At 48.3% G+C, this 15,205-nt stretch carries 11 protein-coding genes; 7 read left to right on the top strand and 4 right to left on the bottom strand.

Features of this window, described 5'->3' with window-relative positions; all coding sequences use genetic code 11:
- Positions 1–129: 129 nt before the first annotated feature.
- Positions 130–2,826 carry a TonB-dependent receptor gene (locus ACJJIE_RS08400; RefSeq protein WP_444894284.1) on the top strand — a complete coding sequence of 899 codons (2,697 nt, stop codon included), beginning with the start codon at positions 130–132 and terminating at the stop codon, positions 2,824–2,826.
- A gap of 18 nt (positions 2,827–2,844) precedes the next feature.
- The gene (locus ACJJIE_RS08395) at positions 2,845–5,265 is read left to right on the top strand and encodes a PKD domain-containing protein (protein ID WP_444894283.1); all 2,421 of its coding nucleotides are present in this window, start codon (positions 2,845–2,847) and stop codon (positions 5,263–5,265) included.
- A 92-nt stretch (positions 5,266–5,357) separates the two neighbouring features.
- On the opposite strand, the gene ACJJIE_RS08390 is transcribed toward ACJJIE_RS08395, so the two are convergent.
- From ACJJIE_RS08390 to ACJJIE_RS08375, 4 genes are all read right to left on the bottom strand, one after another.
- Complete coding sequence (locus ACJJIE_RS08390; protein WP_444894282.1) at positions 5,358–6,839, bottom strand: ricin-type beta-trefoil lectin domain protein; 1,482 nt, start codon at positions 6,837–6,839, stop codon at positions 5,358–5,360.
- Between the two features lie 293 nt (positions 6,840–7,132).
- Complete coding sequence (locus tag ACJJIE_RS08385; RefSeq protein WP_444894281.1) at positions 7,133–7,414, bottom strand: 2TM domain-containing protein; 282 nt, start codon at positions 7,412–7,414, stop codon at positions 7,133–7,135.
- A 165-nt stretch (positions 7,415–7,579) separates the two neighbouring features.
- Positions 7,580–8,209 (bottom strand): maleylacetoacetate isomerase, encoded by a 630-nt coding sequence (gene maiA, locus ACJJIE_RS08380; protein WP_444894280.1) that lies wholly within the window; start codon positions 8,207–8,209, stop codon positions 7,580–7,582.
- A gap of 76 nt (positions 8,210–8,285) precedes the next feature.
- A complete protein-coding gene (locus tag ACJJIE_RS08375; protein WP_282933356.1) occupies positions 8,286–9,416 on the bottom strand; it encodes a homogentisate 1,2-dioxygenase in 1,131 nt (376 codons plus the stop codon).
- A gap of 273 nt (positions 9,417–9,689) precedes the next feature.
- On the opposite strand from ACJJIE_RS08375, the gene ACJJIE_RS08370 reads away from it, so the two are divergent.
- The 5 genes from ACJJIE_RS08370 to ACJJIE_RS08350 all read left to right on the top strand — a co-directional run bounded on the left by ACJJIE_RS08370 (position 9,690) and on the right by ACJJIE_RS08350 (position 15,161).
- Positions 9,690–10,190 (top strand): MarR family winged helix-turn-helix transcriptional regulator, encoded by a 501-nt coding sequence (locus ACJJIE_RS08370; protein ID WP_444894279.1) that lies wholly within the window; start codon positions 9,690–9,692, stop codon positions 10,188–10,190.
- A 26-nt stretch (positions 10,191–10,216) separates the two neighbouring features.
- A complete protein-coding gene (locus ACJJIE_RS08365; protein ID WP_444894278.1) occupies positions 10,217–11,407 on the top strand; it encodes an amino acid aminotransferase in 1,191 nt (396 codons plus the stop codon).
- A gap of 69 nt (positions 11,408–11,476) precedes the next feature.
- On the top strand, positions 11,477–12,868 hold the full coding sequence (locus tag ACJJIE_RS08360) for a class II 3-deoxy-7-phosphoheptulonate synthase (protein WP_444894277.1): 1,392 nt from the start codon (positions 11,477–11,479) through the stop codon (positions 12,866–12,868).
- A gap of 220 nt (positions 12,869–13,088) precedes the next feature.
- On the top strand, positions 13,089–13,697 hold the full coding sequence (locus ACJJIE_RS08355) for a hypothetical protein (protein WP_444894276.1): 609 nt from the start codon (positions 13,089–13,091) through the stop codon (positions 13,695–13,697).
- Between the two features lie 756 nt (positions 13,698–14,453).
- The gene (locus ACJJIE_RS08350; RefSeq protein ID WP_444894275.1) at positions 14,454–15,161 is read left to right on the top strand and encodes a hypothetical protein; all 708 of its coding nucleotides are present in this window, start codon (positions 14,454–14,456) and stop codon (positions 15,159–15,161) included.
- Positions 15,162–15,205: the final 44 nt, after the last annotated feature.

The following is a 15,205-nucleotide window of genomic DNA, read 5'->3' as shown; positions in this document are numbered from 1 at the left end:
TTGATGACGCTTTTGATTGCTAGTTTTCCCTCCGAAGCAAAAAAAACAAAATAATTCTCATTTAGATTACGGGTTTTTGATTTTCGTTCGGCTTCCTAGTTATACACCTGAGAATAGGAAGCCGCTTAAATGCAGTCCCGCGCCCCAAAACATATTTTGCCCACCTTGTTGGCACTGTTGTTGGCCGTAGTTCCCGTATCGAGTTTTGCGCAAGCCCAGCAGGGCAATACAGCGTTGATCGAATTCAGCTTGCCTGCGGGCAATCTGGGAGATGTGCTTAACCTCTACTCGCGTCAGGCTGGGGTAACGCTCTCTTTCGACGAGAACCTGGTGGAAACTATTTCTGTTCCAGCACTATTTGGAAGCTATCGTGCAGAGGAAGCTCTGTTGAGCTTGTTGCGCGGTACCAATCTGCAAGCGGTTCCCGTTGGTAGCGGAGCCTGGTTGATCCAGTCTGCTGGAGAGCAGGATCTGATGGTACTGGACAGCATCCAGGTTGAGACTCGAGATGGTGGTGAAAAAGACCAGGAATTTCGCGAGTCCGGTTCAGTAAATATTCTCACCCAGGAAAATATTGAGCGCTTTCGCGGTACCAGTGTTGGCGATATTTTTCAGGGTACCCCCGGTGTACTTATCAGTGAAAACCGCAATTCCGGTGGTCTGGATGTCAATATTCGCGGTATGCAAGGGCAGGGTAGGGTTCCTGTCTTAATCGATGGCAGTCGCCAGGAAACAACGATTTATCGCGGTTATGCCGGGGTTTCCAGTCGCAGTTATATTGACCCAGATCTGATTGGGTCCTTGCGTATTGATAAAGGCCCAGTAATGGGTGCCGAGGGCACAGGCGCTACCGGTGGCGTTGTCAGTGTAAATACCCTGAGAGCGGAAGATGTCGTAAAACCCGGCGAATTGTCGGGTTTCCGTGTTCGTGTCAGTGGTATTGGAAACAATAGCGAAGCCCCAAAGCCCGGTACCTACGCAGGCTATTACCTGCCGCGAAATGCATATCGCTCCGATTGTCGCTTTGCCAGCTATTGCACAGACGACTATGCAATGCCGGAGAGCTTTGCGCCTGATTACGGTATGGACAGTCCCAGCTTGTTGGATTTCGAAGGTTACGCGGCGAGTTTTGCAGGCGCCCAGCGTTTTGAGTGGGGTGATTTGGTGGTGGCCCACGCTCAACGTGAGCAGGGCAATTACTATGCGGGTACTGATGGTCTCGCACCGGAAGTGATTGTTGGCGAATCTCAAGAGTTGGCCTGGTATACCGAAACCCCGGTCACTCTTGTAGGGGCATCTCCATTCCGCGCGGGCGAGCAAATCCCCAATACCAATTTTTCTAGTGACTCCTGGCTATTAAAAAGCAGCCTCTACCTGCCAAAGGACCAGAGCCTGGAGCTGGGCTACCTGCGCTATAACAGCATTTATGGCGAAATGATGCCCTCCCAGATTGTTTCTTTTGGGCAGGCGCGCCAGTGGCTTGATAGTGAGGTACTGAACCAAACTTATACCGCTCGTTACCGCTGGCAACCCGTAGAATATGACTGGGCAGATTTGCGTATTAATTTCTGGCATACCGATGCGGTTACCGACTTGAATACCCCTGATGTGGGTTCTGTTGAGCTGGAAGACAATACTGCGCGTACCGATGACTATCAGCGATTTGGTTTGGATATAACCAACAGCATGCGCTTCTACCCCATGGGTGAGCTGCGCTGGGATTACGGTATTTCTGCTCAGTGGGAAGATATGGATACCGACACTCCGGCAACCGATAGTTTTTATTCCGGTTCTCGCAGTGGTTGGCGCGATGAATACAGTGCATTTACCAGTATTGAGTGGCAACCATGGCCGGAGTGGACTCTTGAATCAGGGCTTCGCTATACCCGTTTCTCCTCAAAAGATAACAATGCACTCCCGCTAAGTACCAGCGACCCTGCATGTGTTGCTGATGGAGAAGGTGGCTGTTTACCGGTTCACTATAAAAATAATCACTCTGGCACTGCGCCAATGGTGATCCTGACCTGGGAGCCGATTAAGGGCTTACAGTTTTATGCCCGCCATGCACAGGCATTGCGTATGCCGAGTCTTTTTGAAAATACCTCCGGTTGGTCGGTGAGCCCGGCGCTGGATATTCCACTGAGCCCTGAGCACGCTAAAAATAATGAAGTTGGGATTAACTACCTAAATGGTCAGTTATTTGAAGCAAATCATCAGCTGCGTGCAAAAGTAGCTTACTTCGAAAACCATGTTGATGATTATCTGACTCGCACCCAGCCCAATGCCTGGGAAGAGTCCCAAGATGGTCTCGACTTCTTCCGCATGCGTAATATCGACAGTCTCGACTTAAAAGGTTTGGAATTGAACCTTGGTTATGATGCTCACTGGTGGTTGCTGGAGCTAAGCGGTACCAAGTACAGCCATATAGAAGTCTGTAACGTCGGCAGTTACGTTCGCTACTACTGCACAGATTGGGGCATCCCGGAAAGTTATATCAATAACATGATCCCGCCAAACTGGCATGCCAGTGCTCATTTTGGTCTGCGTTTGTTCCGCAAAAAATTGGAGTTGGGGGTGCGCGGTACTTTTGTTGGTGAGCGGAATTCTATCCCTCGTTACAACGCACCCACTAGCTTTAATGAGCCTGTTTTATGGCACAGCTATGAAGTGCTGGATATTTATACCAGCTACCAATTTAACGATAGTTTCTCGATGGATTTCACCGTCGATAACGTGGCCGATAAATATTACCTAGATGCTTTGAGTCTTGGTCTTGTTCCCGCACCTGGGCGCACTGCGAGACTCAGTCTGACTTATCAATATTAATTATTTGGAGCACCACAGATGAAAAGAGCAATAGCCCTATTGGGCATGCTATGTCTGTCTCTCACGCTCGCCGCCTGCGGTGGTGGATCGGGCGGTAGTTCAGTTAAAAAACCCACTGCTAGTATCAGTTTGTTGTCTCCTGTGGATACTACTTTCTCTCTGGCAGATGGTGACGTTACTGTTCAGCTGAATGGAACTGATAGCAGCAGCCCAAGAGATGCGAATCTCACTTACCGGTGGGAGCTGATTGAGTGGCCTGAGCTTAGTTTGGCTGAGCTTACCAGTGCAGATGATGCTTACACTGAATTTACCGCAGACCTTCCAGGGGACTATGTGGTAAGCCTGATTGTCGATGACGGTACTGAAACCAGTGAAGCGGCTCGTATGACGTTGACTGCAACCAGCCCATATCCCGTAGCGATTACTGAACCTGTACACAGCATTATTCTGGGTACGGAAACTCTGGGTCTTGACGGTAGTCTGAGCACGCCCCCGACTGGTGAAACTGGGGACCTGGAATATTTATGGACCCTCGTTGAAAAACCTCTAGATAGTGCCGCATACCTGATAAATAGCGATTCAAGCAAGCCGACATTGCATTTGGATATCGAAGGCGAGTACAGGCTTGAGTTGGTTGTAACATACAACGGCGTTGCCAGTGAGCCCGCAGAAGTTCTGGTGACAGTTTCGGCGGGTGATGCACCTCCCGTTGCAGTGACAGAAGAGCAGACCATTGTTCTCGGTGAGCAAGTTGTATTGGATGCTAGCGAGAGTTATGACCCTGAGGGTAATTCGCTGCAATATCGTTGGAAATGGGATTCCAGTCCAGTTGAAACGGATGGCGTACCAATTCCTGAGTTGAAAGGTCAGACAACCTCTACCCTTAAGTTCACACCTGTAGCTGCCGATACTTACAATTTGATTTTGTTTGTTTTTGACGGTGCTAGAAAAAGTGAAGAGCGTGAAGTCACTATCGTAGTGGAAGCCGATTCCGATGCGGAAGTGAATGAGGCTCCAATCGGTGAGATTGAAGCAACAGGTTATTACCCATCCTACAGTATCGGAGAGCAGGAGCTGGGGCTTCGTGCGGAGTTCAATTTTGTTGGCTATGACCCGGAAGGCGATGCCCTGCAGATTATTGATGCGGAGCTAATCGAAAAACCTGACGGCAGCGTTGCAGAATTGGAAGACATTGGCTCCTGGAAGCCAATGGGTAAAAAAATCCAAGAGTTGGATGTTGTAGGCACTTATCGTGTAAGCATGACCGTTTCTGATGGGGCCAACAAGGTGACATTGGAAGCGACTATGGAAGCGAAGATTGGTAACGTAAATGGTTACCCTTCCACTCGAAGTGTCGAAGCCCAATCCAAGTCTGTTCTGGTGGGAGAACCGCTGATCTTTGATGCTTCCAGTAGTGACCCCAATGATGATCCGATGACTTTCCATTGGGAGCTGGTAGATAAGCCGGATGGTAGTAATGCGGTTATTGAGGCGGTCATTGAGCCCGAGAGTCAGGAGCTTCGCCGAGCGCAGGTAATTACCGATGTGCCGGGTTCCTATACTGCGCGTTTAATCGTAAGTGATGATCGTGGTTTATATGCAAAGACGTATTCTGAAGATGACGGTCTAGCTAAAATTTCCAATGCAGTACCAGAAATTCGCTCCGTAGTTTGGGCGCGCAACTGGGGTAGTCTGTCTACCGGGGAAGATTTCTACCAAATTCTACCGTGCATGTCCCTGTTGCACCGCCCGGTCGTAGTTGACCCGGATGGTGATGAAGTATTCACCTATGAAGAGCTGCATAGCGCTCCAGAAGATGGTGAGTACACGAGCTATCCTGATAGCGATGACTGTGAAAATACGACTGGCACTGTATTTTCCAAGGCGGGCACTTACGTATTCCGCTACTATGCTACTGACTTAATTGATAATGCGCCGAAATATGATTTTGTTGTAGAAGTCGAGCCCATGAGCAATGCTAAGGGCGTTCGTCTGCGGAATATTAACTCCTGGGATGAAAGCCTTTGGCTGCCGATGCCCTATGAGAATATTCCGACTTACGCTACCCCGTCTAACTTGCAATGGGATACCTCCGCGACGGAAGAGGAATACTTGCAGTGGTCAATGACTGCCGTTGACTCCGACTACACGATTGAAAATGTACAGGTTCAGCATATCAATGGTGACTTGAAAAGCCTCGCTCCCTGGTTTGAAGGACTGGAAGAGGGGCAAGTTATAAGTAAAGGCGAGTCTCTTAACTTTAAAACCTGGATGCCGGCTGTGCCTTGTATTCGTACTGATGACAAAGCAGAGGGATTCCATTTCTCTTTCAATATTAAAGAAATTCCGGAATTGAGCTTCACCTATGAAACCTGGGTGGCTGCTGATGACGGTATCTTTGGTGATTGGAGGGAGTGTGAAGCAGGGGAGTTGGATTAAATCTCCAGTGACTTTCGCAAGAACTCGGACATTGTATTTGAGTTGAATAAAAGGGCATCTATCACGATGCCCTTTTTTGTTGAAGCCTGTAGTTAAAAACTACTCTGCTCCCAATCATTGATTGTTTCTAAAGCAAACTGTTGGCTCTTATCGCTTTCATCACATTTGTAAACCTGAAGACGCTCACCTACGTCGGCTGAACTACCCGGTGCGTCTATACAGTAGGTCCAGTTCTTATCGCGATTCTGGATGATTCCACTTTCCTGGATTTGCCATTTTTCCGAATTGCCGCCGTCACAATCCCACAGGTGCATTTTATCGCCGTTATCAGCAGAGCCAGTGTTGAAGTCAACACAGTATTTATTATTACCCTTAGGGCGGAGTTGGCCTTCAGCAGTGTAAACAAACTGCTGTTCATTGCCGGAGCCACAGTTGTTCATATTTAGGTTTGAGCCATTGCTATAGCCCTGGGAGACGGTCATGCACAAGTCAGCATTTGACGCAGAACGGATTCTCAAATAGCCGGGAAGACTTCTCCTTACTCCTACAAAAGGAATTGCCGTGCCAGTATAATTGGGGGTGGTTGCGACTGTATCAGGATCTATCCCAATTGCAGTGGCACCATGTGCGATTGCTGTAAATATGTAGCCGTAGTCGGTATTGCTAAAATCGCCAGAACTATCCCATAGGTGCATCAGCTGTTTGGTTTCAGCGGCTGCGTTGGCTGTTATCTGGTAATGATCGCCAGCCTGGACATTGCCGCAAAATATTCTTTGCGAACTACTGCTGTCTATTGAATCAATGGAGCCGGTAAATTCTTCTGGATCTGCGGTATCTATATCAGGACATAAAAATGCGCTCATCTCGTAAGAGTCTAATGCGGATTCCATTCGATTATTGACGTTGCCTGACTGTCCTCCGGTAAAAATAACGATTACTTTTTTGCCGTTATTTAATAAGTTGCCAACGCTAGGCCATCCTGTACTTTTAAGCGTGGTACGGTAATTTTCTGAGGAAGAAATTTGTTGTAAATATGAAAGCATATCCTGGTAGCTGTACTGGAGGTCGCCCAGCTCTTGTTGGATATACTGGTCAAGCAAATAAATTTCATCTGCATACCAGGCGTTAAACCAATCTAAATTGGTTTTCATATCGATATACAGCATTATTGGCGCTTCAATAGTGTTAACGGAGAGCCAGGATTTGATATCGTCCAGACAGTGTTCCAGACGATCATCATCTCCGTTGCTATTGCACATGTGATTACCGATGTCGTTTTGTCCATGAGCAACATAGGGCCCATGGCTGCTACCCTGCCAGGCACCGTGATCTACGACATCGATTTCCAGTGATCGAAAGCCTTTGTCGAGCCAGTCAGTCAGTGTTTCACCGTTTTCTAGCCGCTCATAGCTGTTATGGGGCTGTAAGTAATAAAGCTCATCAATACGATGCTCACTGGTGGCTGCTTCTGCTTGGTAATCGGGCCAGTGAAAAGTGTCAGCTTTACTGATGCTGGGTATAGATACCGAAAGTGATAGACATAGAGCGCCTGTAGAGAATTTGAGGAAGGACATTGGGGTTCCTGTTATCGTTTTAATAGTATATTTATTATTGTTATATAAAAAGTGTGTTAATACTTTGTTACCAGAACTCGATAATTTAAGCCTGTTAATTAACTGTTTTTTGTCAAACGGCTTGGGATGCGTAGATTTTTATTTAGATTGCAGGTAATTGTTCGTAAGTAGGGAAGTATTTGGAGTTTTGTGTTGAAAGCGAGGGGTTTGGAGAAGAGTACTTTAAGGAAAGTACTCTAACATCTAAAGCATATGCTTGTATTTGGCGATGCTCCATCGTGCACGATTTATTGCTATTTACGCCCCATTCTCTTATCTACCTGCTTTCTCTCCCAATCTTCACCAAAGAAATTAAATAAATTGAAGGTGCTAATTGCATGGGAGGCGAGCCCTATACCCCAGCCAAATGCCGCCCAGAGTGACCATAAGTATCCGGGAGCGAGTATTAAGTTGGCAATTACTAGCCCCGAGATAACCAATAAGTAGGTGATTAGGTGTTGGTAAAAGCTCTTCAGCTTTTTGACATGCTCAATGACTTCTTTTTCTTTGGGGGAGATCTGGTCTTGGGAGTTCATATTGATGACCTCGGCTGATTAGCTACAGCAGTGGGGAATATTATTATTCGAGTTATTTTCAAGTTTGGATAGAGATATTAACCACAGGCAATGAAATGTGGCAAGTAGTGAAATTTTCGAGTGTATGTAGGATGCCCGATGCGACCGGGCATCCATAAAAGGGTACTACACAATACAGTCTGGCTGTTCTGAAGGGTGGGCCTTAATAAAGGCCGGCAGTTCATTGCAAGCGTCTGTGATTTTCTGGATTTTGGGGTACTGGGGCATATCCAGGCCAAAGCGTTCCGCACTGTATACTTGCGGGAGTAAGCAACACTCGAACAACCCTGGATTGTCTCCAGCGGCGAAAGGCGAGGGTCTTAATTGCTTCTCCAGCGCGGAGAAGCCCAGGTGTATCCAGTGCTGAATCCATTGAATTTTTTGCTCATCACTGACTTTGAGTTCAGCCTGGAGGTACTGCAGAACCCTGAGGTTCTGTATAGGTTGAATATCGCTGGCAATACTTTGCGCGAGCGCGCGGATATGTGCGCGGGCCTCAGGCGCTTTTGGAAGTAGCGCTGGTTCTGGGTGGGTTTCATCCAGCCATTCCAAAATGGCGAGGGATTGGGTGAGACTGGTTTCGCCATCATTCAGGGTTGGCAGTAGCCCGTGTGGATTCAACGTGCGGTAGTCGTCTCCGTGCTGATCTCCCTTGAGCAGGTTTACCGGGTGATACTCGTATTCCAGGCCTTTCAAATTGAGCCCGATACGCACTCGGTAGCTGGCGGATGAGCGAAAGTATCCGTAAAGGTCCATTCTCTTTCCTTTTCTTTGTTTTGGCGTTTGGCTGTTTGAATGTCAGCCTTTTTGGTGTTGTCTGGATGCGCTGTATTCACTTTGGCTTCCAGGAGTTTACATAATCTGTTAGCTCCACGGCATGGGCATCCGGGAGAATATCCCAGGGGGTGCGGCTGTCGATCATTACAGCAACTTCATCGGTTTCCTTGCGCGCATGCCGGGCCCCGGTAGCAAATGCCTTGGGGTGGGGGCCGTGGGTGAATCCCATGGGGTGGAGGGTAAGCATCCCCGGATGAATATTGTCGCGGCTAAAGAAGTCACCGCGGTGATAGAAGATGAGTTCATCAAAGTCATCATTGTTGTGAAAGAAGGGGACTTTGAGTGCGCCCGGGTCACTCTCAATCGGGCGAGGTACAAAAGTCGCTACAACAAAACCTTGTGCGACAAAGGTGGTATGAGCCGAAGGGGGTAGATGGTAGCGGTGGCTCATCAGCGGGCGTATATCGCGCCAGTTGATACGAACGGTTAGGTTGTCCCCAGTCCAACCACAGGCGTCCAGTGGGTTGAAGGGGTAGGTAATGGTCGACAGCTGTTGCCGGGCTTTAACTACAACCCGCCACTCATCATCGCCCTGTTGATCGAGAAAGGCTTTATCTATACGAGGCACATCCAGCATCGCCTGGTCAAAAATTGCATTGGGGCCAAGGATGCCTTTTTCGGGGAGCTGAAAATGGCTACCTATCGCCTCTACCATCAATAGTTCCAGCGGCTCATCCTCTGTCGGCGTCAGGCGCCATAAGGTGCCGCGGGGCAGCAGGATATAGTCGCCATCGCGAATAGAGAGATGGCCGAAATCACAGAACAAGTCGCCACTCCCATTGTGTATAAACAGGAGTTGGTCGCCGTCAGCGTTGCGCACCAGATGATCCATAGGCTCCCGGCAGGTCCAGAGGGCGACCTGGCTATCCTGGTTTCGCAGGATCGGCTTTTGATCCCAGGGGCTTGTTCCTTTGTGCTTCATTTGCGTGGCATCAAAAGCGTGGGGACGCAGTGGACCTTCGAACTGGCTCCAGCCGGTGGGGGGATGGCGGTGATAGAAGTGGGTGCAGGGCCCAAAAAAACCCTCTTTGCCCATTTCCCTTTCAAAGCTGTTGGGTGGGAAATCTGCATGGGCTTGGCGGCTTGTATTTCCTTCCGTTCGCGGAAAGCTGATCCACTGTTTCATGGCGTGGCCTCGCTTCTGTGCGGATGGTTCGAAGGGGTGGCGAAAAATTGAGCATCTCAGCGCCACTTACACGCAAATTTCTTGCGCCATAGACCCAATTAGTTCGCAAATATGGCGCAAAAAAACCTATACTGTCCGGCCATTTTTTCGTATGGCCCGGTAACTTTCCCAGAAAGTATTTGTGCCGATAGTGGTTACAATTGAAACCAATGTTAGTTAAATTGAGTATCAGGTACAACCGGGACACCCGAGCAGGCAGGTTTGAGGGCAGCTATGACAATCGAACAAAACACGCGACCCACCGTTGTTGAGAACGACGAGCTGCGCCTCGAAAAGTTCTTACCCTACCGCCTCTCGGTACTTTCCAACCGAGTGAGTAATGCTATTGCGCAAGCTTATGGTGCGCGCTTCCACCTCACCATTCCTGCTTGGCGGGTTATGGCAATTCTGGGCCGTTTTCCCGATTTATCCGCCGCCGAGCTGGTTGAGCAGACGGCGATGGACAAGGTGGCAATCAGTCGGGCCGTCTCGTCCCTGTTAAAGAATGACTACATTACACGCAGTGAAGATCCCGGTGACCGGCGCCGGCAAGTGCTGAACCTGTCGGAGCTGGGGCGTGATATTTATGCCCGCATAGTGCCGCTGGCCCATCAGTACGAGAATGACTTGATGGCATCCCTCTCCACTGAGGAGCGGGAACAACTGGATTGCATTATTGATAAGTTAATGGTGCGCGCGAAGGAATGGTCTGAGCGCGGCCTCGTTGATGAATAAATGAGATAACTAAGAGGAGTTTTCAGATGTTTGAGCATTTAAACAGCCTTCCGCCAGATCCGATTTTGGGCCTTTTGGCCAGCTACCGCGCGGATGAAAACCCCAGCAAAATTGATCTCGGTGTGGGCGTCTACAAAGATGAGGCAGGCCATACCGCTGTCTTGCAAGCCGTTAAGGAAGCAGAAACCCGCCTATTGCAGGGTGAGGAAACCAAGGCCTATATCGGCCCGGCCGGAACTCCGGGTTTCAACACCGCCATGCAGGAGCTGGTACTGGGTGCCGGGCATCCTGCGTTGGTGAGCGGTCGCGTTCGCTCAGCTCAAACTCCCGGTGGATGTGGTGCTTTAAGAGTTCTGGCGGAATTGATTGATCGCGCCAAAGCTGGGGCAACCGTGTGGGTGAGTGACCCCACTTGGGCTAACCATGTGCCGCTTCTGGGTAATGCGGGCTTGCAAATCAAGAGCTACCCCTACTACGACCGCGCTACCAGTAGTTTGCAGTTCGACAAAATGGTCGAGACTCTGAAGGATGTGGGTGAGGGCGACGTTGTTCTTTTCCACGCCTGCTGTCATAACCCCTGTGGTGCGGATCTGTCCCGTGAGCAGTGGAAAGTGTTGGCGGAAATGGCGCAAAAGCAGGGCTTCACACCGTTTATCGATATGGCCTATCAGGGCTTTGGCGAGAGCCTGGAAGATGATGCCTACGGCCTGCGCTTGATGGCTGAATCTGTTCCAGAAATGCTGGTTGCGGCTTCCTGCTCGAAAAATTTTGGCCTCTATCGCGAACGTGTTGGCCTGGCTATGGTGATTTATGCGAATGGTGAAGCTGCCGATAAAGGCCATAGCCAGATGCTGAGCGCTATTCGTGGCAACTATTCCATGCCACCTTCCCACGGTGCTGCCATTGTAGAATCTATTCTTACTGATGCGGGACTGAAAGCGAACTGGGAAGCTGAGCTGACCGAAATGCGCGAGCGTATTAACGGTTTGCGTGCTGGATTGGTAGAAGGGCTCGCCGCAGCGGGTGCTGCCGGTGAGTTTGGCTTTATCCGCCAGCAGAAAGGGATGTTCTCATTCCTGGGTATCAATCCTGAACAGGTACAACAGCTACAAAAAGACTATTCCATTTATATGGTGGACTCTAGCCGAATCAGCATTGCCGGCCTGGGCTCCATTAATATGGAATACTTCTGCAAGGCTGTTGCCAGCGTGCTGTAATTTCGGCACATTTGGGGGTGAGCAATATGCTCACCCTTAAGATTTATCCTTTAGAAGTAAGAGTGAAAGATGGAAGTTGAGCTAGGAGTCCCAGTGCCCGAATCCCCCACCCAAATTTGGACCCCCCAGAGCTGGCGAAACTTCACCGCACATCAACAGCCCCAATACACCTCTGCTGAAGACGTTACCCAGGTAGCTAAACAGCTCTCTGGTCATCCGCCCCTGGTCTTTGCGGCAGAGGCTCGCGAACTTCGCCGTCAGCTGGCTCAGGTTGCCGAGGGGAAAGCCTTCCTTTTACAGGGTGGTGATTGTGCTGAATCTTTTGCCGATTTTAATGCAAACCGTATTCGCGATACTTTCAAGGTATTGTTGCAGATGGCTGTCGTGCTCACCTTTGCCGGTAACCTGCCGGTGGTGAAAGTTGCGAGAATGGCCGGCCAGTATGCCAAACCCCGTTCGGCGAATACCGAGACGGTGAACGGAGTAGAACTGCCCAGCTACCGTGGCGATATTATCAACGGTATTGATTTTACCGCTGAAGCACGCATACCTGATCCACAGCGGATGGTAACTGCCTATAACCAGTCTGCTGCGACACTGAACCTACTGCGGGCCTTTGCCCAAGGTGGTTTGGCAGATTTGCACCAGGTACACAAATGGAATCTCAGCTTCCTGAAAAATAATCCACAGAGGGAGAAGTACGCCCAGTTAGCTGAGCGCCTTCAGGAAGCTTTAGAATTTATGGCGGTATGTGGTGTTACCTCTGAAAACACCCCCGCAATTCGTGAGACGGTACTCTATACCTCTCACGAAGCACTTCTACTCGAATATGAGCAAGCGCTGACTCGCACTGATAGCCTCACTGGTAAGTGGTATGACTGCTCTGCACATATGTTGTGGATTGGTGAGCGCACACGACAGCTGGATGGTGCTCATGTGGAGTTTCTTTCTGGCGTTTGCAATCCGATTGGGGTGAAAGTTGGCCCCAATATGCAGCCGGATGAGTTGTTGCGTTTGATCGATAAACTTAACCCTGAGAATGATGCGGGTCGCCTCACCTTGATCACCCGGATGGGTGCCGATACCCTGGGTGAAAAGCTACCGGCTTTAGTGCGCGCTGTGCAGGCGGAAGGGCGCTCAGTGGTATGGAGTACGGACCCGATGCATGGCAATACCGTTAAAGCGGGTAACGGCTATAAAACGCGGGATTTTGATAAGATCCTGCGGGAAATTCGTGAGTTCTTTTCAGTGCATTGGGCTGAGGGAAGCCATCCCGGCGGTATCCATCTGGAGATGACCGGTCAGCATGTTACCGAATGTACCGGTGGCGCCTGGAAAATTTCTGAGTCAGATTTAGCTAGCTGTTACCGCACCCAATGCGATCCGCGTTTGAATGCCGATCAGGTATTGGAGTTGGCATTTTGTGTTTCTGAATGGTTGCGAGCAGGTCGAATTTCTTGATTTGCAGTTCGCCATAGTTCAGAGATCTTGAATCTAAATCCCCTTATCTTGACCCTTTGGTTTAGGTAAGGGGTTTTTTTATTTTCCCAGCGTAAAATTACCGCTAATTTACCTTCCCTGGTTGCCTTCTTCATTGTAAAGAGATGCCCTGTTTGCATTTCAAAGGTTAATGCTGATAATTCCATGGGTTAACTGATAATGACAATCTTTGGGGATGGATATGAAGAAGATCAATTCATTTATGCTGTTAAAGGTGGATAGTATTGTAAAGCAGCTATTCTTGCCATTTTTTGCGCTGATGATAGGTTGCGCCTTAATTATTCTTCTTGGTGGCTACTTTGAAATACCTTATTGGGGGGTGTTATTAAGTGTAGCTGGTTTTTGTTTCGCAACTAAACCTCTAGAAAAAACAATTCGCCCTTTATCTTTCCAATTAAATCGATTCCCACAACGGGATGCTATTGAAGCCACAGTCAGATATAAGGCCGCGAACATTAAGGGGGCTTTAGTCTCTGCAAGTATAGAGGGTGATAATTTGCATGTGGTAACTGAGGGGCATAAGAAATCAGGTGAAATCAAGCTGCCAATTGATGAGGTTGGAGGTAAGTTATCTTCTTTTCTTGTTGAGGCTGTAAGTAATTTGGAGGGAATAACTTCTCTCAACGACAATGCTCAGATTAAAGAGACGGGCATGGACGTCCATAAGAAAGTTAATCTTGAAAATATAAGCCTTCTTCGGATAGGCAATATACGTCACTTTTTGACAGTCAAGCTAATCCTGATTCTTGTGGGTATTTCTTTGAATGTGTGGATGTTGAGTTTTGTTTGATGCTGCGGTATTTGGGTGAGTTAGGTGGGGTACTGGCTTTACCTAAAAAATACAATTATGGGGTTTCTGATTAACGGAAAGGTGGTGTAATAGTGCGTACTCTGGAATTTTTGCTAGGTTTAAGTCTTGTATGCCTTGGAGTTTACAGGGCAATCAATATTGAGATCGATATTTACGCGATAATGCTAGTCGTGCTTGGTGTAGGTTTAATGGCACGATGGTCCGGTTCCTCCAGTAGGGGGGAGGATGATGGTTGGTATGATAGTGATTCAGATAGTAGTTCGAACGGCAGCTCCTACAGTAGCGATGATTAGGTTATCTCGTCTGGCAAACTGTTGTTAAAGATTGCTATATTGGCCCGTTGTGCGTGCGGTAACTTGCATTTGTCAGGATGATCTATTGCGCTGTTGATACTCGCCGATTCTATGTGCAGGAGCCTTGGTTTGTAGGGGGAGAGGCAGCTCCCTTTCTGATTAATCCCCTGGTATTTCATTCCCCTCTCTATAACTGGCATGACTATATTTTCAATATAGTTATGTCATGTTCACATGCAGAAAGAGCACAACTCAAGATTGTCGAAGAGTGTGGTGTTCAAATTATAATCGAGATTGCTAGAGAAAGCTTAGAAATAGGGTGTAATCGATTTTGGTCTTTAAATCTGTATCATGTACCATTTTGCACTGGCTTGGAGCTTAAGTGAGTTGTCTGCAGTGCTAGCTAACCAGTTTGAAACTGGTTTTATAGGGATAGAGCAAAATGACAGATATGGTAGAGGGACATTACTCAGTCAGTCGCAGGAAGTTTTTGGCTGCAAAAATATTGGGGGTATTGTCAGCATTAGTAGCAGTGCTATGGGCACTTACCCAGTATCTATTTCCTGAGCCCATGATTTACCTATACGGCATATGGCGCCCTGAGTATTTTGTAGCCTTTATGGCTATTGTGATTGTGTGCACTTCGCTATCTCTGTGTATTTGGAGCTACTTAAAAAATCGCTACCTATTTGGTGTGGTTGTGGTTTTGGCTTATTCGATCTCTTGTTTTTCATTTTTTATTCTGGGGAAGGAGTATCACAGTCCGGATTTTGCTGCAGTTCTTCCAAAAACGACTTCTGAAGGAGGTGTTGTTTACCTGCAAGGGGTCGAGATCCATCACAATCATTGTGTAAGGCAGGGCGGTACAGTGCAGTGCCGTATGACAGTGACTAATCGGAGAAGTCATCAAAAAGTAAGGCTTTCCTCCTGGCGCCTGATTATGAAAGATGGCGCTGTCTTCAAGGAGTATGAGGCATTTAGGGGGGGGCAGGAGGTGAGGGGGATGGTACATCTGGAGCTTCCCCGCGGTTCTGAGGCTGAGCTGGAAATCGTATTTTTTGAAGTCCCTGAGAACTATACTAAAATCTTGAATCTCGGTTTTAAGGCTGGGAGTAAAGAGTTTGGATTTAAAAACATAAATGTCAGATAGTTTTTTCTAAAGATAGAAAGGTAATGGAATCGGTAGGCTGTGAA

Source organism: Microbulbifer maximicatervae (SeqCode) (genome assembly GCF_052467325.1).
The sequence above is the reverse complement of the archived record's forward strand: the minus strand, read 5'-3'. Positions and strand labels throughout refer to the sequence as shown.